Here is an 18,227-nt window from a genome sequence, read left to right on the forward strand (position 1 = left end):
CCGGACCGACGGCCGCCCGCCTCGACCGTCATCGGGGCCGGTAGAAGCCCTCGAAGGTCTGGTCGGCGTTGGAGGTGCGCAACGGCGTCACTCCGACCGGATCGCCGCCGGTCTCCACGAGCTGGCCGTTGCCGATGTACATGGCGACGTGCCCGGACCAGACGGCGAGGTCTCCCGGCTGCAGGTCGTCCTGTGACACGGCGAACCCCGCGGTGTCCTGGTCCTGGGCGAGCCGAGGCAGCTCCACTCCCGCCTGCCGGTAGGCCCACTGGGTGAAGCCGCTGCAGTCGAAGCCGTCGGTGGTGGTTCCGCCCCAGACGTACGGGGTGCCCTGGACGCTGAGCGCAGCGCGGACCGCGGTCGCGGCGCGCTCGTTCTCGGCGTACGACACGGAGCCGTCGGGGAGGGTGATCGGGATCCGTCCGCCGCCCGACGACGGAGCACCGGCCGACGGGGCACCGGAGACGGCCCGCGCCGTGCTCGGATCGGCCGCCGCCTGCCCCTCCAGGGCGGAGGCGTCGCGCGAGAGGTCGACCTGCGCTCGCTGCACCACGTGGACCCCCCGCGCCAGATGGCTCAGCGCGAGCGGGACCAGCGCGGCCAGCCCTGCGGGCGAGGCGATCGCCGGGACCGTCGCGGCAGTCGCGACGAACGATTCGACGAGAGCATTCAGTTCGGTGTTCGCCTCCTTCACCCGCCCGGCCGCGTGCTCGATGATGGACGTGATGTCGCTGCCGGCGGTGCCGATCGAGTCGTCGACGGCCGCCAGACGGCGTGATGCGGTCCCCGCGCGGTCGCCGCCCGCGCCGCGCCAGCCCGCTGCGGTGGCGGCGACACTCCGGTCCGACAGTGTCGAAGCCTCGGCCAGTGCGGACCCGGTGTCGGAGTACACCGCCGTCGCCCCGGGCGGGAGCACTCCGGTGCCGAGTGTCGCCACCAGCGCTTTGAGTGGCGCGATCAAGAGTTCGGCACTCATGCCGGCACCCCGGCGACGGCCTCGGCGTTGGTGCCGTCGCAACACTGGTAGGCGGTGCGGGCGGTGCTCGCGCAGTCGGCGGCCGATGCGTGGCGCGAGGCGAGAGCGTCGAGTCGGTCGGCCCGCGCCGCGCCCAGCCGTTCGAGCGCGGCCAGGAACTCGACGCCGATCAGCCCGAAAGTCGGTACCAGCGTGCTCGTGCCGGATCGCTCGGCCGCCGTGCGCGCACGGACGGCCTCTGCCGCTCCCGACTGGTTGGCGGCGACGGCGTGGACCGCGGCCGGATCGACGATGACCGGTGTGCCGGATTGGACGTTCATACCTAATTGGACGCACCCGGCCGCCGAACGGTTCCGCCGCCGTCGGCCACGGCGTGTCACCGACTGCCCGACATTACGATGAGCGCATGACCGACACCCCCTCGTCAGGCCTGCACGTCCGCATCGTCGATCACCCGCTGACCCGCGCGTGGCTGTCGGTTCTGCGCGACGAGGCCACCGACAACGCGGCCTTCCGGAACGCGCTCGCCCGACTGGCCCAGATGCTGGTCTACGAGGCCTTCGCGGATGTTCCGGAACGCCCGTTGCAGGTGCGGACTCCCGTCGGGGACGCGTCGTGCAGCAGGCTCGCGTCCACGCCGCTGTTCGTTCCGGTCCTGCGCGCCGGTCTCGGCATGCTCGACGCCGCGCTCGCAGCGGTGCCCGAGGCCGGGATCGGTCTGGTCGGCGTGGCCCGCGACGAGACCACGGCCATGCCCACCGAGTACCTCGCATCGCTGCCGCAGGACCTCACCGGGCGTCCGGTGTGCGTGCTGGACCCGATGCTGGCGACCGGCGGCTCGCTGGTGCACACGCTGGATCTGCTCGTCGCCCGCGGCGCCACCGATCTCACGGCGATCTGCGTGGTCGGGGCACCGGAGGGGCTCGACGCGCTGCGCGCGTGGGGCGGATCGCTGCGCCTGGTGATAGGTGCGGTCGACGAACGGCTCAACGAGGCCAAGTTCATCGTTCCCGGGCTCGGCGACGCGGGCGACCGCCAGTTCGGTCCGCGCTGAGCCCCCGGATCATCCCCGGGTCGCCGGAGGCAGTCGCCGCGGCCCCGGCCCCTGTTCGCCCAGGACATCCCCCGGGTTGACGTACGGACACTCGGTGAGCGACAGGCAGCCGCAGCCGATACAGTCGGCCAGATCGTCTCGCAGGGCCACCAGACCGGCGATGCGGCGGTCGAGGTCGGCCCGCCAGTCCTGAGCCAGCCGTGCCCAGTCCTGCCTGGTCGGCGGCTTCTCATGCGGGAGTGCGTCCAGTGCGGCCTTGATGCGGGCGAGCGGAATGCCGAGTGTCTGCGAGGCGCGGATGAAGGCGACCAGCCGCAGCGTGTCCCTGCGGTACTCCCGCCTGTTCCCGGCGGTGCGGCGGCTGGTGATGAGCCCGATCTGCTCGTAGTAGTGCAGCGTCGAGACGGCGACCCCCGCACGGTCTGCGACCTGTCCCGGTTTGAGCCACGCTCCGCGCGGCGAGCTCTCGGCCATCGGCCCTTTCCTTGACATCAAGTGCACTTGATGAAGTGCACTGTAAGTCATGAGCACCGAACGGGGCGATCTGCGATGAGCATGGAATCGGTCGCATGGGACGTCATGTACAAGTCGATGCACGCCGCCGACGCGAAATCGGCCCGGGCGGACCGGCGGGCGACACTGCGCCGGATCAGCGGTTTCGCGCGCCCGCACCGGCGGCGCATCATCACCTTCCTCCTGCTGTCGGTGGTGACCGCGGTACTCACCGTCGTCACGCCGCTCCTGGCCGGCCGGGTGGTCAACCTCATCGGATCCGGAGGCTCGGCCGCCGGCCGGGAGATCGTGATGCTGGCGCTGTTGATCGCGGCGATCGCCGTCGCCGAGGCTGCGGCCTCGATCGGCACGCGGTGGCTGTCGTCGAACATCGGTGAGGGGCTGATCCTGGACCTGCGCCGAGCCGTGTTCGACCACGTCCAGCAGATGCCGGTCGCGTTCTTCACCCGAACCCGGACGGGTGCGCTCGTGAGCCGGCTCAACAACGACGTGATCGGCGCGCAGCGCGCCTTCAGTGACACCCTCTCGGGGGTGGTGTCGAATGTGGTGACCCTGCTGCTGACCCTGGGCGTGATGGTCGCGATCAGCTGGCAGATCACCGTGCTCGCCCTCATCCTGCTCCCGGTGTTCGTGGTGCCGGCGCGACGCATGGGCAGCCGGATGGCGGGGCTCGCGCGGGAGAGCGCGGATCACAACGCGCGGATGTCGACGCAGATGACCGAGCGCTTCTCCGCTCCGGGCGCCACGCTCGTGAAGCTCTTCGGGCGCCCGGAGATCGAATCGAAGGAGTTCGGCGACCGCGCCGACGCCGTTCGAGACATCGGAGTCCGCCAGGCGATGCTGCAGAGTTACTTCTACACCGCGCTGATGCTCGTCTCGGCACTCGCTCTGGCTCTGGTCTACGGTCTCGGCGGTTGGCTGGCGGTGCATCAGCATCTGTCCGCCGGAGCGGTGGTCTCACTGGCTCTGCTGCTCACCCGCATGTATGCGCCGCTGACCGCGCTGGCCAATGCGCGCGTGGAGGTGATGAGCGCGCTCGTCAGTTTCGAGCGGGTCTTCGAGGTGCTCGATCTGCGGCCGCTGATCGTGGACCGCCCCGGGGCCGAGACCGTACCCGACGCCGCGGACGGCGTCACGGTCCGATTCGAGAACGTCTCATTCGGGTACCCGTCCGCGGACAAGGTGTCCCTGGCCTCGCTGGAGGATGTGGCGCAACTGGACTCCCGCACCGGCGGCACGGTCCTGCACGAGGTCGACTTCGAGGTCCCCGCCGGCTCGATGGTCGCTCTCGTCGGGAGTTCGGGCGCGGGCAAGTCGACGGTCGCGTCGCTGGCCACCCGGCTCTACGACGTCGATGAGGGCGGCATCTCGCTCAACGGTGTGGACCTCCGCGACCTGCGGTCGGATGCGATCCACCGCACCGTCGGCCTGGTCACGCAGGACGGGCACCTCTTCCACGACACCGTCGGCGCCAATCTGCGGCTGGCCCGGCCGGACGCCTCCGACGACGAACTCTGGGAGGCGTTGGCGCGGGCGCGTCTGGACGATCTGGTCCGCTCGCTGCCCAACGGTTTGGACACGGTGGTCGGCGAACGCGGCTACCGCCTCTCGGGCGGCGAACGCCAGCGGCTGACCATCGCGCGGCTGCTGCTCGCCCGACCGTCGGTGGTGATCCTCGACGAGGCCACCGCGCACCTGGACTCGACGTCGGAGGCCGCCGTCTCGGCGGCCCTCGCGGAGGCGCTGACGGGGCGGACGTCGCTGGTCATCGCCCACCGGCTCTCCACGGTCCGGGCGGCCGACGAGATCATCGTGCTCGAATCAGGCCGGGTGGTCGAGCGCGGCGACCACCGATCGCTGCTGGAACGCGGCGGCCGCTACGCCGAGCTCTACCGGACGCAGTTCGCGACCGGTCCGACTCCGAGCACCACGACCGCGAGCGGAGGAGCGGGCCGCTAATCCACCCAGCTGGAGACCATCGGCTCCACGGTGAGCGTCGAGCCGTTCTCCCGGATCGTCAGCGAGCTGGGGGAGACCACGTAGTCGACGCTGCCGTTGGTCGCGACGAAGGTGTCGCCGCTGCGGGTCGGATACCCCACCTCGACCGTGTCACCGTCGGCCTCGCCCTTGTAGTAGTAGCGGCCGGTCTGTGTGCCCACCTGGCAGATGACGACGCGAGAGCGCTCGGTGTATCCGACGAACACCGCGTCGTCCTCTGAGGCGTTGCAGCGCGGCCCGGACAGGAAGCCCTGGCGGTCGGCGCCGGGGACGGTGACCGGACCTGAGCCCGGCGCGGTGGTCGGGATCGTCGGCGCGGTGGTGGTGGGCTGCGCGGTGACGGTGGGCGGCGTCGGAGTGCCGGTCGCGGTATGAGTGACGGTCGTCGGTGGACTCGACGACGAGACCGGGGCCGCGGTGTCCGACTTCCTCCCCTGCGAGTACAGGACGGCGGCGGCGATCCCGCCGATCAGCAGCACCACGCCGGCGATGATCGCGACCAGCACCGCCGGCGACGACCAGGGCGACTGGTTGCGGGGTGGCTGAGGACCGGTCGGGGGCCCGCCCTGCGAATACCCCGGATCCGGATACTGCGGATAGCTCATCGTCGGATCTCCTCCCCGCGACGACCGGCCGGAAGCTCGGCCAGGACGTCGTCCAACAGCTGCGACAGCTCGTGGTGCACGGTGCTGACGCTACCGTCCGCGACCGGCGCGCTCAGCTGTCCGTAGTACTTGAGTTTCGGTTCGGTTCCGCTCGGACGGGCGAAGACGCGCAGAGCGACGCCGTCCGGCCGCCGACCGGTCAGCTCCACGCCGTCGGTTCGCAGGCCGTCGGTGCGTTCGGCGTAGTCGGCGGCCGTCACCGGGATGCCGGCGAGCGCCGCCGGCGGCGCGGTGCGCAGACCGGCCATGATCGCAGCGATCTCGGACGGATCGTCGAGCCGGAGCGACCGCGGTGCCGTCACGTGCACGCCGTTCTCAGCGTGCAGCGCGCCGAGTGCCGCGGCCAGCCCGCCGCGCCCGATCCAGGACGACGCGAGGAAGGCGGCGGCCACCGCCGCGCTGATTCCGTCCTTATCGCGGACGGCAGCCGGGTCGACGCAGTGCCCGAGCGCCTCCTCGTAGGCGTAGACGAGCGGTTCGCCCGCCCGAACGAGCCATTTGAACCCGGTGAGGGTGCGGCGGGCGTCGGCGCCGCGACGCAGCGCCGCGGCGTGCAGCAGCGTGCCGGAGACGATCGAGCTGGCGACCACCGGGCGGTCGCCGTGCGGCACCGCCGACTCGGCGACGGCGTCGAGGACCCAGGTGCCCAGCAGCGCCCCCGTCTCGTCGCCGGTGAGCATGCGCCAGCGGTCGCCGTCGCGGATGCCTACCGCGCAGCGATCGGCGTCCGGGTCGAGCGCGACCGCGAGATCGGCGTCCACGTCGTCGGCCAGTGCCAGCAGCAGGTCGGTGGCGCCGGGTTCCTCGGGGTTCGGGAAAGCGACCGTGGGGAAGTCCGGATCGGGAGCGAACTGCTCGCCGACCACGTGCACGTCGGAGAATCCGCAGCGGGCGAGCGCCTCCACCGCGAGGTCGCCGCCGACGCCGTGCAACGGTGTCAACGCGATCCGCAGGGGCCGCGCAATCGCCCCCTCGAAGCGTGCGCAGATCCGCGCCAGGTAGTCGGCGCGCGCGGCGCGGGCTCGTCGGTCCGGAGCCACCGGTCTCCGGGGAATCGTCTCCGCCGGTCCGGTCGCGGCGATCGCGGCCTCGATCTCCCGATCGGCGGGGCCCACCAACTGGGCGCCCGGGCACGGCGGATCGCCCAGGTACACCTTGTAGCCGTTGTCACGCGGCGGATTGTGTGAGGCGGTGATCATCACGCCGGCGGCGGCGCCGTGCACGCGGGTCGCGAAGGCCGTCACCGGCGTCGGCGCCGGGCCGGGCAGCGCGATCACGTCGAATCCCCTCGCGGCCAGGACCTCGCGCGTCGCCGCGGCGAACTCCTCCGAGCCGTGGCGGGCGTCGCGGCCCACGACGACGGGCGCTCCGGCGTGTCCGCGCGCGATCAGCCAGTCGGCCAGGCCCGCCGTCGCGCGGGTCACCGTGGCGACGTTCATCCCGTCGGGCCCGGGCGCCACGGGGCCCCGCAGACCGGCGGTTCCGAAGGTCAGCATCGGCTCACCGTTCGGCGAGCGCGCCGATGACCGCGCCGAGCAGCCGGCCCATCCGCTCGGCCGACTCGCGGCCCACGGCCAGGACCTCCGCGTGGTCGAGCGGCTCCCCGGTGATTCCCGCCGCGAGATTGGTGACCAGCGACAGTCCGAGGACGTCGAGGCCGGCCGCCCGGGCCGCGATCGTCTCGTGCACGGTGGACATCCCCACCAGGTCGGCCCCCATCACGCCGAGCATGCGGATCTCGGCGGGCGTCTCGTACTGGGGACCGGGCAGTCCCGCGTATACGCCTTCGGCCAGTTCGGGGTCGACGCGGCGGGCCGCCGCACGCAGCGCCGGGCTGTAGGCGTCGACCATGTTCACGAAGTGCGCGCCCTCCAACGGGGACCGGCCGGTGAGGTTGATCTGGTCGGCGATGAGCACGGGTCGGCCCACCTCGAGTCCGGGACGGATGCCGCCCGCCGCGTTCGTCAGGACGACGGTGTGCGCGCCGGCGGCGGCCGCGGTCCGTACCGGGTGCACCACGCGCGCCAGGGCATGGCCCTCGTAGGCGTGGATCCGGCCGAGCAGGACGAGCACGCGGGTTTCGCCGAGCTGAATCGACTCGACGGTGCCCGCGTGTCCCCGCGCGGACGGGGTCCCGAAGCCGGGGATGTCAGCCATCGGCAGTCGCGCGACCGGCGTGCCGAGCGCCGCCGCAGCCGGTGCCCACCCGGATCCCAGGACGACGGCCACGTCGTGGCGGGGACAGTCGGTAGCGGTGGCGATGACGGCGGCCGCGGCGGCTGCCGCGGCGTCATGATCGACGGTTGGATCCATGAGGCAACCGTAGTGTCTCACCCGTGCCTGCTCCTGCCGAGGTGTGCGGCGATAAGGTTTCTGCCATGCCGTACTTGACTCTCACCGAAGACGCCGCCGAGTTGTACCTGGGTACCGAGGGCATGGAACTGGACGAGGCGAATCCGGAGAACCGCTTCGGCCGTGAGTGGATGGCCCGGGTGTCGGAGCTGACCGATGAGGCCGTCGCCGCGAAGAAGCCGCTCATCATCAGCGCCACCGGCAAGTTCTTCACCAACGGCCTCGACACCGATTACATCTTCTCCGGTGCGGAGCCGCTGCCGGCGTATCTCGATGCCGTCCACGCCCTGTACGCGAAGGTGGTGACGGCCGCGACGCCGACGATCGCGGCGATCAACGGCCACGCGTTCGGCGCCGGAGCGATGCTCGCCCTCTGCGCCGACTACCGCATCATGCGCTCCGACCGCGGGTTCTGGTCGCTGCCGGAGGCGGCGCTGAACATGCCCTTCCCGCGCGGGATGGCGGGTCTGCTGCGCACGCGTGTTCCCGATGCGACCCTCACCGAGGCGATGCTGACCTCCCGCCGCTACGGTGCCGCCGACGCCGTCGCCGGCGGGATCGTCGACGAGGCGGTCGAGGCCGACCGCCTGCTCGACCGCGCCCGCGAGGTCGCCCGCGAGCGCGCGTCCTTCGCCGGCGACAACCTCGGTGCCGTCAAGCGCGCGCTGCGACTGCCGCTGTTGGAGGACCTCACCGCCCCGACCCCCGAGACACTGCTGTGAGTTCTCCCGTGATCGACGCCTGGCTCGCATCGAATCTCGGCCGCGTGGTGGCGTGGCGCCGGGAGATCCACGCCGAACCCGAGCTGTCGATGGCCGAGTTCGCGACCACGGCGAAGGTTGTGCAGATCCTGAGCGATGCGGGCCTGTCCCCGAAGATCCTGCCGAAGGGCACCGGGGTGGTCTGCGATCTGGGGCCGGCCGACAAGCCGCGCATCGGGCTGCGCGCCGACCTGGACGGGCTGCCGATCCCGGAGCAGACCGGACTTCCGTTCACCTCGCGGGTGGAGGGTGTCTCGCATTCCTGCGGGCACGACGCGCACGCGGCCATTCTGCTCGGCACCGGGCTGCTGCTGTCCGAGTTCGCCGAGACCGGCGGCGAACTGCCGTTCGGGGTCCGGCTCCTGTTCCAGGCGGCCGAGGAGGTGATGCCCGGCGGTGCGCTCGACGCGATCGATGCGGGAGTCACCGACGGACTCACCAGGATCTTCGCGCTGCACTGCGATCCGCACCTGGCGGCCGGAACGGTCGGTCTGCGCGCGGGTGCGCTGACCTCCGCGGCCGATCGTGTGGAAGTGCATCTGCGCGGGCCCGGCGGGCACACCTCGCGTCCGCATCTGACCGCCGACCTCGTGTACGCGATAGGCACCGTCATCACCGGGCTCCCCGGACTGCTGTCGCGCCGGGTGGACCCGCGCTCGGGCACCGTGATGGCATGGGGTGCCGCGCATTCCGGTGACGCCCCCAACGCGATCCCGCAGGAGGGACGCTTGCGCGGAACGGTCCGGACCGGCGACCGCGACGTGTGGCAGGACCTCGAGCCGCTGGTGCGGAGCATCATCGGCGAACTGGTGTCGCCGCTGGGAGTCACCTACGACTTGACCTATGTGCGCGGTGTGCCGCCGGTGGTCAACGACCCGCACAGTGTCGCGATGCTGCGCCGCAGCGTGGAGGCCATCGGTCCGGCGGCAGCGGTCGACACGCCGCAGTCGCCCGGCGGCGAGGACTTCGCGTGGTATCTGGAGTCGGTGCCCGGCGCCATGGCCAGGCTCGGAGTGTGGACCGGCGTCGGCCAGCAGTGCGATCTGCACCAGCCGAACTTCGACATCGATGAGCGCGCGCTCGGCGTGGGCGTCGCGACGCTCGCGGGAGTCGTGCTCTCCGGAGAGCTGGACTGAGCGGCCGAAAAATTTTGGCTCCCGCAACGGCCTCTCAGACCGCTCCGGGAGCCAAAATTCTTCCCGACCGCGGTCAGCCTTCGTTGTCCATCGGCTCCGCGGGCCCGGGACCCACGTTGCGCGCCTCGTGCAGGCGCAGCCGCTCGACGTAGTCCGCGGGCGCGCCGGCGATCTCGGCCGCATCGGCCATCACGCCGAGATACCGCGCGGACGGCAGACCTCCCTCGTAGCCGTCGATGACGTACAGCCACGCCAGTACCGGTCCGTCGGCGGTGTCGACTCGCGCACGGATCTTGCGGTGCACGCCGAGCTCGGTGCCCTCCCAGCGGTCGAGGTTCTTCTCGTCCTCTGCGGTGACGTCGTAGAGCACCACGAATACGCGCGCGTCGGGATTGTCGCGGTCCTCGGTCACGGTGGCGAGCGAACCCTCCCAGCCGATGTCGTCGCCCGCGAAGGTCAGCCGCCAGCCGTTGAGCCATCCGGTCGAGGCCATCGGCGAGTGCGGAGCCCGCTCCAGCATCTGGGCAGGGTCCATGTTCGACGCGTAGGCGGCATAGATCGGCACGTCGCCAGCCTATTCGGTCGGTGGCCGATGAGGGAACACCGGCCGGTCCGGGCGGCGCGCGCAGCAGCCAGGGGATAAGTTTGTTCACGGAGTCCAGAGTCGTGTCTAAGGAGTGTGCACAGTGGCGAAGATCGTGATCATCGGTGGTGGGCCGGCCGGCTACGAGGCGGCCCTGACCGGTGCGGCCTACGGCGCGGAGATCACGGTCATCGATTCGGACGGGATCGGCGGCGCGTGCGTGCTGTGGGACTGCGTTCCGTCGAAGACGTTCATCGCGTCCACCGGAATCCGCACCGAGGTGCGCCGTGCCGTGGACCTCGGCATCAACATCGCCACCGACCAGGCGATGGTGACCCTGCCGCAGATCCACCAGCGGGTGAAGGATCTGGCCTTCGCGCAGTCGGCCGACATCCGTTCACGTCTCATCAGCGAGGGCGTGACGATCGTCAATGGAACCGCACGGCTCGGTCGGACGGGAACCGGAATCGGAGCGCACGAAGTGGTGGCGACGCTCGCCGACGGCAGCACCGAGACCTACGAGAGCGACGTGGTGCTCATCGCCACCGGGGCGTCGCCGCGGATCCTGCCGACGGCGCAGCCGGACGGGGAGCGGATTCTCAACTGGCGCCAGCTCTACGACCTGGCCGAGCTGCCCGAGCATCTGGTGATCGTCGGATCGGGTGTCACCGGCGCCGAGTTCGCCCACGCGTACACCGAGCTGGGTGTGAAGGTGACGCTGGTGTCGAGCCGGGACCGCGTGCTTCCGCACGAGGACGAGGATGCCGCGCGCGTCCTGGAGGAGGCCTTCTCCGAGCGCGGAGTGACCCTCATCAAGTACGCGCGCGCCGACCGGGTGACGCGCGATGAGGACTCCGCCACCGTGCACCTCGCGGACGGCAAGGAGGTGACGGGCACCCACGTGCTGATGACGGTCGGTTCGGTCCCCAACACCGGTTCGCTGAACCTGGAGGAGGCGGGCGTGGTGACCGATCGGGGCGGGTACATCACCGTCGACCGGGTCTCCCGCACATCGGCGCCCGGCGTGTACGCCGCCGGCGACTGCACGGGGGTGCTGCCGCTCGCCTCGGTGGCCGCCATGCAGGGACGCATCGCCATGTACCACGCGCTCGGCGAGGGCGTGAGCCCGATCCGGCTCAAGACGGTGGCGTCGGCCATCTTCACCCGGCCCGAGATCGCCAACGTCGGTGTCTCGCAGAAGGCCATCGACGCGGGGGAGTACCCGGCGCGCACCGTGATGCTGCCGCTGTCGACCAATCCGCGCGCCAAGATGAGCGGTCTGCGCCGCGGCTTCGTCAAGATCTTCTGCCGCCCGGCGACCGGCGTGGTGATCGGCGGCGTGGTGGTCGCGCCCAACGCTTCGGAGCTGATTCTGCCGATCGCGATCGCCGTGGAGAACAAGTTGCAGGTCTCGGAGATCGCACAGACGTTCTCGGTGTACCCGTCCCTGTCGGGATCGATCACCGAGGCCGCCCGCCAGCTCGTCCGGCACGACGATCTGGATTGAGCACCTGGCGGGAACTGCTGGGGCGCGACAACCGCGCGCCGATGGTGGTGATGGCGGGCGGCGTGGCGCTGTTCGCGATCAACGTCTACCTGACCACCTCGCTGCTGCCCAGTGCGGTCGCCGACATCGGCGGTCAGGACCTGTACGCCTGGACGATGACCGTCTTCCTGGTGGTCTCGGTGATCTCGTCGATGTTGGTGAGCCGCTGGCTGGCCGGGCTCGGGGCCAGGCGGTCGTACGTGTGGGCCTTCGCGCTGTTCGCTGCGGGCACGGTGGTCGCCGGCGCGTCGCCGACCATGACCGTGATGCTGGTGGGCCGGGCCCTGCAGGGATTCGGGGCCGGTCTCCTCGGCGGCCTGGGCTTCGCGGTGGTGCGGTTGGTGCTGGCTCCTCATCTGTGGCAGCGGTCCATCGCCCTGATGTCGGCGATGTGGGGAGTCGGCAACTTCGTCGGACCCGTGGTCGGCGGATTCTTCGCCCAGATCCACTTCTGGCGTGGGGCATTCGGCCTGCTCACCCTCCTGGCGCTGGCGCTGATCGCGATGACGCTTCGGGCGCTTCCCGCACGGCGCACATCCGGTGAACCGGCCGCCGCGGTTCCGTGGATGTCGCTGGCGTTGCTGACGACGGCGGTCGGAGCGATCAGCGTGGCCTCGCTGGTGCACGGGATCGCGACGTGGACGCTGCTGGCCTTCGCCGTGCTGGCGGGCCTGGGCTTCGTGGGCTGGGAGCGGCGGGCGAGTTCCCGAGTGCTGCCGGAGACGACCTATCGGGGCCGGTCGCCGCTGCGATGGATCTACCTGGCGATCCTGGTTCTCGCCGCGGTGTCGACGGTGGAGACCTTCCTGCCGCTGTTCGGGCAGCGGATCGGCGGGCTCGGGCCGCTCGCCGCCGGTTTCCTCGGAGCGGCACTGTCCTGGGGATGGACGGTCGCCTCGATCTCCGCGAGCGGAATCGAGAGCGAGCGCGGGCGGCGAGCGGTCCGGATCTGCGGTCCGCTCCTGCTGGGGTCGGGGCTGATCCTGTACGGCCTGCTGCAGATGCGCGACCCCTCGCCCGGCGTGATCGTGGCGTGGTACGCGGTGCTGTTCGTCGGCGGCTGCGGCATCGGCATGGCGATGGCGCACTGGTTCACCGCGGGTCTGCGGGTCACCGATGACGAAGCGGAGGCCGCCCAGGCGTCGGCGGGACTGAACACCAGCCAGCTGATCGCGAACGCCTGCGGCTCGGCGCTGGCGGGTCTGCTGGTGGCTCTGGGCGGCCCCGACATCGTGGGATCGGCCAGGGTCCTCAGCTTCGGTTTCGCCGCGTTGGCCTTCTGCGGCATCGCGGTCGCGCTGCGGGAGTTCGCCGTCGACCGCCGCATGCGCGAGCCCGATTCGCCTACGCGGCGAGGAGGTCGTCGATCTGGTTGATCGCCGCCGAGGCTCCCTCGATGATGCCCATCTCCAAGACCTTCTGGAGGTTCTCGGCGCTCTCGTAGGTGGAGGTGAAGACAGCGCGCGTGCCGCTGTCGGTGGCCTCGAAGACGTAGCGGTTCTGCGACACCGGCATGCCGTCGAGCGGCTTGAGTTCGGCATCGGCGAAACCGTCCTCGAAGGTGAACGACGACATCGGGTCGATTGTCTCGAAGCGCCACCAGCCCCCGAACTTCTCACCTTCGGGACTGGTCATGTAGTAGGTGGCGCGTCCGCCGGGAGTGAAGTCGTGCTCGACGAAGGTCGCCGGGTACTCGGGCGGTCCCCACACCTTCTCGAGTCGGCGCGGGTTCTCGTACACCTCCCAGACGCGCTCCACAGGCGCGGCGAATTCGGCGGTGATGGTCAGGGTGAGAGCGTCCGTGTCGGTCTGGACGTCGATGACAGGCATGGCTGGTCCTCAGGGTCGATGGTCTCGTGGGATGTCAGAGGGATCGGTGGTGTCGGTCGTCGGGGCCGGGGATGCGGCGAGCAAGTCGTCGACGCGGGCGATGCGGCCCCGCCAGATCTGTTCGATGTCGGAGAGCATCGCCGACACCGAGCGCACAGCGTTCACGTCGCCGGACGCCATCTGCTGGCGGCCCGCACGGCGTTTCACCAGCAGACCGGCCCGTTCGAGGACGGCGACGTGCTTCTGTACCGCGGCGAAGCTCATGTCGTACTTCTCCGCCAACGCGGTGACCGAGTGCTCGCCGGCCAGCACCCGCCGGAGGATGTCCCGCCGTGTGCGGTCGGAGAGGGCGTGGAACAGCGCGTCAGCGCGGTCCTCGTCGTCCTCGGTCACCTCTCAAACATACAACTAATCGGTTGTATGTCAATGGCTCATGCCAGATCGAAACTGTGCGTCACCGCGCGGTTCCAGCCCTCGAAAAGCCGTGTGCGGTCGGACTCCGACATCCGCGGTTCCCACCGCCCGCCGCGCGCCCAGTTGTCGCGGATCTCATCGGTGCTCGACCAATAGCCGACGGCGAGGCCGGCCGCGTATGCGGCGCCCAGCGCGGTGGTCTCGTTCACCACCGGCCGCACCACGGGGACATCCAGGATGTCCGACTGGAACTGCATCAACAGCTCGTTGACGACCATGCCGCCGTCCACCTTCAGCGTCTGCAGGTGCACGCCCGAGTCGGCCTGCATCGCCTCGATCACCTCGCGCGTCTGGTACGCGGAGGCCTCCAGGACGGCGCGTGCGATGTGCGTGCGGTCGGCGAACCGCGTGAGCCCGACGATCACGCCGCGCGCATCCGGTCGCCAGCGGGGCGCGAACAGCCCGGAGAACGCCGGGACGAAGTAGACGCCCCCGTTGTCGTCGGCTCGGCGGGCCAACTCCTCCACCTGGGCGGCCGTGTCGATGATCCCGAGGTTGTCGCGCAGCCATTGGACCAGGGAGCCGGTGACCGCGATCGATCCCTCCAGCGCATAGCGTGCCGGCTCATCGCCCAGTCGATAGCAGACGGTGCTCAGCAGGCCGTGTTTGCTGAGCACTGCCTCGGTGCCGGTGTTGAGCAGCAGGAAGTTGCCGGTGCCGTAGGTGTTCTTCGCCTCGCCGGGTTCCAGGCAGGCCTGGCCGAACATCGCGGCCTGCTGGTCGCCCAGGATGCCGCCCAGCGGCACATCTGGGAGGGAGCCCGAGGTCCGCAGGCTCCCGATCACACCGGAGCTCGACCGGATCTCGGGAAGCATCGACATCGGGATGCGCAGGTCCGCGCAGATCTCCGGATCCCATTGCAGCGTATGCAGATCCATCAGCATGGTGCGGGACGCATTCGTCACGTCGGTGACGTGCAGCCCGCCGTCGACGCCGCCGGTCATGTTCCACGCCAGCCAGCTGTCCATCGTTCCGAACAGCAGGTCGCCGGCCTCGGCGCGATCGCGGGCGCCCTCGACGTTGTCAAGGATCCACGCGACCTTCGGCCCGGCGAAGTACGTCGACAGCGGCAGCCCGGTCCGCTCGCGATAGCGGTCGACGCCGTGCTCGCCCGCGAGTTCCTCGCACAGCGCATCGGTGCGGGTGTCCTGCCAGACGATCGCGTTGTGGATCGGAGTGCCGGTGTGCCGATCCCAGACGACGGTGGTCTCCCGCTGATTGGTGATCCCGCATGCCGCGATGTTCCCCGGATGCAGCTGCGCCGCCGCCAGCGCGGCGGCGGCCACGCGACGGGTGTTGCGCCAGATCTCCATCGGGTCGTGCTCCACCCAGCCGGCGCGGGGAAAGATCTGTCTGTGCTCCACCTGCTCGCTCATCATCACAGACCCCTTGCGGTCGAAGATCATCGCCCGGGTGGACGTGGTTCCCTGATCGATTGCGGCGACGTACTGAGCATCCGATTTCACGCCGTCAAGTCTGGCATGACGGCCGGTTACCCTCGGGTAGTCTTGCGAAATATGGAGAGCGAGTTCAATCCGGATCGGCCCGCCGACCTCAGCCCCGCCTATCGCGACGAGGCCTGGCGCAGACTGGGCTCTGAACAGTTCGACATCGTGGTCGTCGGCGGCGGAGTGGTCGGCGTCGGTGCGGCGCTCGACGCGGCCACTCGCGGTCTTCGTGTGGCGCTCGTGGAGGCGCGCGACATCGCGTCCGGCACCTCGAGCCGCTCGTCGAAGATGTTCCACGGCGGGCTCCGCTACTTGGAGCAGTTCGAGTTCGGCCTGGTTCGGGAGGCGCTGCGTGAGCGCGAGCTGTCGCTGCGCCTGCTCGCTCCGCATCTGGTGAAGCCGCTGCCCTTCCTCGCTCCGCTCACGCGCCGCTTCTGGGAGCGCCCGTACATGGCCGCCGGCCTCTTCCTCTACGACCGGATGGGCGGCGCCAAATCGGTTCCGGGACAACGGCATGTGTCGCGGTCGGGTGCGCTGCGCGTGGCGCCGAGCCTCAAGCGCGATTCGCTGATCGGCGGTATCCGGTACTACGACACGGTCGTCGACGATGCCCGTCACAGCCTCACCCTCGCCCGCACCGCGTCGCAGTACGGTGCGGTGATCCGGACCTCGACGCAGGCCGTCGGCTTCCTCACCGAGTCCGATCGGGTGATGGGCGTGAAGGTCCGCGATTCGGAGACGGGGGAGACCACCGAGGTGCGCGGGCACTGCGTCATCAACGCGGCCGGCGTGTGGACCGACGAGGTGCAGGCGCTCTCGAAGCAGCGCGGTCACTTCAAGGTGCGTGCGTCCAAGGGAGTGCACATCGTGGTCCCGCGCGACCGGATCGTCTCGGAGACCGCGATCATCCTGCGGACGGCCAGTTCGGTGCTCTTCGTGATCCCGTGGGAGACGCACTGGATCATCGGCACCACCGACACCGACTGGAACCTCGACCTCGCGCACCCCGCCGCCACGCGCAAAGACATCGACTACCTCCTCGACCGGGTGAACCAGGAACTGGTGACCCCGCTGACGCACGACGACATCGAAGGTGTGTACGCCGGGCTGCGACCACTGCTCGCCGGTGAGGACGACGAGACCTCCAAACTCTCGCGCGAGCATGCGGTGGCCGTCGTCGCGCCCGGCCTGGTGTCGATCGCGGGCGGCAAGTACACCACCTACCGGGTGATGGGGGCCGACGCCGTGGACGCCTGCAACGATTACATCCCCACCCGTGTCGCACCGTCGATCACCGAGCGGGTGCCGCTGGTGGGGGCCGACGGCTACTTCGCATTGATCAACCAGTGCGAGCACCTGGGCCAGCGGTTCGGCCTGCATCCCTACCGGATTCGCCGGCTGCTGAACCGCTACGGCTCACTGCTCGACGACGTTCTGTACTACGCCGACGCCGATGAATCGCTGCTGCAGCCGCTACAGGCGGCACCGCAGTACCTGCGGGTCGAGATCGTCTACGCGGTGTGGGCCGAGGGCGCACTCCACCTGGAGGACGTGCTCGCCCGTCGCACGCGGATCGCGATCGAGTACAGCCACCGCGGAGTCGACTGCGCGCAGGAGGTGGCCGAGCTGATCGCCCCGATCCTGGGATGGGACGAGACGAGGGTCGCCACCGAGGTGGCGACGTACAAGGCGCGGGTGGACGCCGAGATCGCCTCGCAGCGCCAGCCCGACGACGCCTCCGCCGATGCACTGCGTGCCGCGGCACCGGAGGCGCGCCGCGAGATCCTCGAACCGGTTCCCGTTCCGGATTAGCGGCGAATCCGACTCACGTCGCCCGGCTCACAGACCAAGTGCCCTGTACAGCCCGGGGGGTCGTGGGCCAGACTGGGGCCATGAGTACGGAGCCGGTGGAGAACCTGAGCAACGAACAGTCGTGGGAACTGCTGGAGGGCAGCGTCCTCGGCAGGCTGGCGGTCTGCGTCGACGGGCAGCCGGACGTGTTCCCGGTGAACATCTACGTGTCGAACGGCAAGATCCTGTTCCGGACCTCGGAGGGCACCAAGCTGGCGGAGCTCGCCGTCAACGACCGAGCAGTGATCGAGGTGGACGCCTTCACCAGCCGGATCGGGTGGAGCGTGGTGGCCAAGGGGCGGGCCCGCATCCTCCGAGACTCCGCGGAGATCGAAGCGGCCGACCAGACCCCGCTCAACCCCTGGATTCCCACGGTGCGGACGACATACGTGGAGATCGCCGTGGAGGAGATCACCGGCAGGCGGTTCGTCTTCGGGCCCGAGCCCGACCACGAGATCCGCTGATCCGGTTCACCCGGCCGACTCGGCGGCGAAGGCGCCCTCGGTGATGATCGCCTCGGTGTCGAGTGGGCGTGTCACCGACCAGGTCTCGGTGAAGACGCACTTCGACATCTTCCATTCGCCGTTTTCGACGACGTACTCGTCGTCGTATTCGCCGGTGGCGATCGTCTCGGTACGGTCCGACAGGTTGAGCTGTCGGAATCGCAGCGTCCACCGGCCGGTCGCAGACGCCTCACCGGTGAGCCGGATCTCCGGGTGCATCCCGTGATGCATGTCGAGGATGACGTGGTGACCGTCCACTTCGTGCAGTGCCACCTGAGTGAAGATCCGCGCCATCGGCTCGACGTCGTCGAACGCGCCGAGGCGGCCGTAATCGATCCGGGCGCCGGAGGCGATGAAGGCGTCACGGAATCCGCGGGGATCCTTGGCGTCACAGGCGCGCCAATAGCGGTACTTGAGTTCCTTGATCGCTTCGATCTTCTCGAGTGCGGTCACGCGCTGTTCGATGTCCATTCGTCCTCCTGACGTCGCGATGGGGGTCGACGCCCGGGTCGACCGGCCTTGCGCCCGACCCTAGGG

The 18,227-nt window shown here is 70.1% G+C and carries 19 protein-coding genes; 8 read left to right on the forward strand and 11 right to left on the reverse strand.

What is annotated here, in order from left to right:
* Positions 1-28 precede the first annotated feature (28 nt).
* Both ACZ5QD_RS01905 and ACZ5QD_RS01910 read right to left on the reverse strand, forming a co-directional pair.
* Positions 29-976, reverse strand: coding sequence for a C40 family peptidase (locus tag ACZ5QD_RS01905; protein ID WP_006896531.1), 948 nt, complete (start codon positions 974-976; stop codon positions 29-31).
* Positions 973-1,296, reverse strand: a complete 324-nt coding sequence (locus tag ACZ5QD_RS01910) for a type VII secretion target (protein ID WP_062367064.1) — start codon at positions 1,294-1,296, stop codon at positions 973-975. The genes ACZ5QD_RS01905 and ACZ5QD_RS01910 overlap by 4 nt, the downstream gene beginning before the upstream one ends.
* An 86-nt stretch (positions 1,297-1,382) precedes the next feature.
* Here ACZ5QD_RS01910 and upp point away from each other — a divergent pair, with 86 nt between their 5' ends.
* The gene (upp, locus tag ACZ5QD_RS01915; RefSeq protein ID WP_062367062.1) at positions 1,383-2,030 is read left to right on the forward strand and encodes a uracil phosphoribosyltransferase; all 648 of its coding nucleotides are present in this window, start codon (positions 1,383-1,385) and stop codon (positions 2,028-2,030) included.
* A gap of 9 nt (positions 2,031-2,039) precedes the next feature.
* Here upp and soxR read toward each other — a convergent pair whose 3' ends face one another.
* The gene (gene soxR, locus ACZ5QD_RS01920) at positions 2,040-2,504 is read right to left on the reverse strand and encodes a redox-sensitive transcriptional activator SoxR (protein WP_006896528.1); all 465 of its coding nucleotides are present in this window, start codon (positions 2,502-2,504) and stop codon (positions 2,040-2,042) included.
* 75 nt (positions 2,505-2,579) lie between these two features.
* On the opposite strand from soxR, the gene ACZ5QD_RS01925 reads away from it, so the two are divergent.
* Positions 2,580-4,502: an ABC transporter ATP-binding protein gene (locus tag ACZ5QD_RS01925; protein ID WP_464367063.1), complete on the forward strand. Its 1,923-nt coding sequence runs from the start codon at positions 2,580-2,582 to the stop codon at positions 4,500-4,502.
* On the opposite strand, the gene ACZ5QD_RS01930 is transcribed toward ACZ5QD_RS01925, so the two are convergent.
* The 3 genes from ACZ5QD_RS01930 to ACZ5QD_RS01940 are packed head-to-tail and all read right to left on the reverse strand — an operon-like array spanning position 4,499 to position 7,519.
* Positions 4,499-5,146, reverse strand: a complete 648-nt coding sequence (locus ACZ5QD_RS01930; protein ID WP_375002346.1) for a hypothetical protein — start codon at positions 5,144-5,146, stop codon at positions 4,499-4,501. The genes ACZ5QD_RS01925 and ACZ5QD_RS01930 overlap by 4 nt on opposite strands.
* The gene (locus tag ACZ5QD_RS01935; protein ID WP_062367055.1) at positions 5,143-6,702 is read right to left on the reverse strand and encodes a phospho-sugar mutase; all 1,560 of its coding nucleotides are present in this window, start codon (positions 6,700-6,702) and stop codon (positions 5,143-5,145) included. Before ACZ5QD_RS01935 ends, ACZ5QD_RS01930 begins: the two co-directional genes overlap by 4 nt.
* Positions 6,703-6,706: 4 nt before the next feature.
* A complete protein-coding gene (locus ACZ5QD_RS01940) occupies positions 6,707-7,519 on the reverse strand; it encodes a purine-nucleoside phosphorylase (protein WP_062367053.1) in 813 nt (270 codons plus the stop codon).
* 65 nt (positions 7,520-7,584) lie between these two features.
* On the opposite strand from ACZ5QD_RS01940, the gene ACZ5QD_RS01945 reads away from it, so the two are divergent.
* Together ACZ5QD_RS01945 and ACZ5QD_RS01950 are read left to right on the forward strand one after the other, a co-directional pair.
* Positions 7,585-8,280, forward strand: coding sequence for an enoyl-CoA hydratase/isomerase family protein (locus ACZ5QD_RS01945; RefSeq protein WP_006896523.1), 696 nt, complete (start codon positions 7,585-7,587; stop codon positions 8,278-8,280).
* Positions 8,277-9,455 carry an amidohydrolase gene (locus tag ACZ5QD_RS01950; RefSeq protein WP_062367052.1) on the forward strand — a complete coding sequence of 393 codons (1,179 nt, stop codon included), beginning with the start codon at positions 8,277-8,279 and terminating at the stop codon, positions 9,453-9,455. The genes ACZ5QD_RS01945 and ACZ5QD_RS01950 overlap by 4 nt, the downstream gene beginning before the upstream one ends.
* A gap of 73 nt (positions 9,456-9,528) precedes the next feature.
* Here the strand turns inward: ACZ5QD_RS01950 and ACZ5QD_RS01955 are convergent, their stop codons facing one another.
* The gene (locus ACZ5QD_RS01955; RefSeq protein ID WP_006896521.1) at positions 9,529-10,020 is read right to left on the reverse strand and encodes a gamma-glutamylcyclotransferase; all 492 of its coding nucleotides are present in this window, start codon (positions 10,018-10,020) and stop codon (positions 9,529-9,531) included.
* Between the two features lie 121 nt (positions 10,021-10,141).
* On the opposite strand from ACZ5QD_RS01955, the gene ACZ5QD_RS01960 reads away from it, so the two are divergent.
* Together ACZ5QD_RS01960 and ACZ5QD_RS01965 are read left to right on the forward strand one after the other, a co-directional pair.
* Entirely contained in the window at positions 10,142-11,545 is a 1,404-nt protein-coding gene (locus ACZ5QD_RS01960) for an NAD(P)H-quinone dehydrogenase (protein WP_278126741.1), read from the forward strand.
* Complete coding sequence (locus ACZ5QD_RS01965; RefSeq protein WP_346075814.1) at positions 11,542-12,960, forward strand: MFS transporter; 1,419 nt, start codon at positions 11,542-11,544, stop codon at positions 12,958-12,960. Before ACZ5QD_RS01960 ends, ACZ5QD_RS01965 begins: the two co-directional genes overlap by 4 nt.
* Here the strand turns inward: ACZ5QD_RS01965 and ACZ5QD_RS01970 are convergent.
* From ACZ5QD_RS01970 to glpK, 3 genes are read right to left on the reverse strand one after another with little or no spacing between them, the layout of a single operon-like run.
* Entirely contained in the window at positions 12,929-13,414 is a 486-nt protein-coding gene (locus ACZ5QD_RS01970; protein ID WP_346075812.1) for an SRPBCC family protein, read from the reverse strand. The genes ACZ5QD_RS01965 and ACZ5QD_RS01970 overlap by 32 nt on opposite strands.
* A 9-nt stretch (positions 13,415-13,423) precedes the next feature.
* Positions 13,424-13,807: an ArsR/SmtB family transcription factor gene (locus ACZ5QD_RS01975; protein WP_006896517.1), complete on the reverse strand. Its 384-nt coding sequence runs from the start codon at positions 13,805-13,807 to the stop codon at positions 13,424-13,426.
* Positions 13,808-13,845: 38 nt separating this feature from the next.
* A complete protein-coding gene (glpK, locus tag ACZ5QD_RS01980) occupies positions 13,846-15,354 on the reverse strand; it encodes a glycerol kinase GlpK (RefSeq protein ID WP_082781277.1) in 1,509 nt (502 codons plus the stop codon).
* Positions 15,355-15,405: 51 nt separating this feature from the next.
* Here glpK and ACZ5QD_RS01985 point away from each other — a divergent pair, with 51 nt between their 5' ends.
* Together ACZ5QD_RS01985 and ACZ5QD_RS01990 are read left to right on the forward strand one after the other, a co-directional pair.
* The gene (locus tag ACZ5QD_RS01985; RefSeq protein WP_006896515.1) at positions 15,406-17,148 is read left to right on the forward strand and encodes a glycerol-3-phosphate dehydrogenase/oxidase; all 1,743 of its coding nucleotides are present in this window, start codon (positions 15,406-15,408) and stop codon (positions 17,146-17,148) included.
* A gap of 80 nt (positions 17,149-17,228) precedes the next feature.
* Complete coding sequence (locus tag ACZ5QD_RS01990) at positions 17,229-17,651, forward strand: pyridoxamine 5'-phosphate oxidase family protein (protein ID WP_039867448.1); 423 nt, start codon at positions 17,229-17,231, stop codon at positions 17,649-17,651.
* Positions 17,652-17,657: 6 nt separating this feature from the next.
* Here ACZ5QD_RS01990 and ACZ5QD_RS01995 read toward each other — a convergent pair whose 3' ends face one another.
* On the reverse strand, positions 17,658-18,161 hold the full coding sequence (locus tag ACZ5QD_RS01995) for a nuclear transport factor 2 family protein (RefSeq protein WP_006896513.1): 504 nt from the start codon (positions 18,159-18,161) through the stop codon (positions 17,658-17,660).
* Positions 18,162-18,227: the final 66 nt, after the last annotated feature.

The organism is Gordonia sp. J1A (assembly GCF_055393515.1).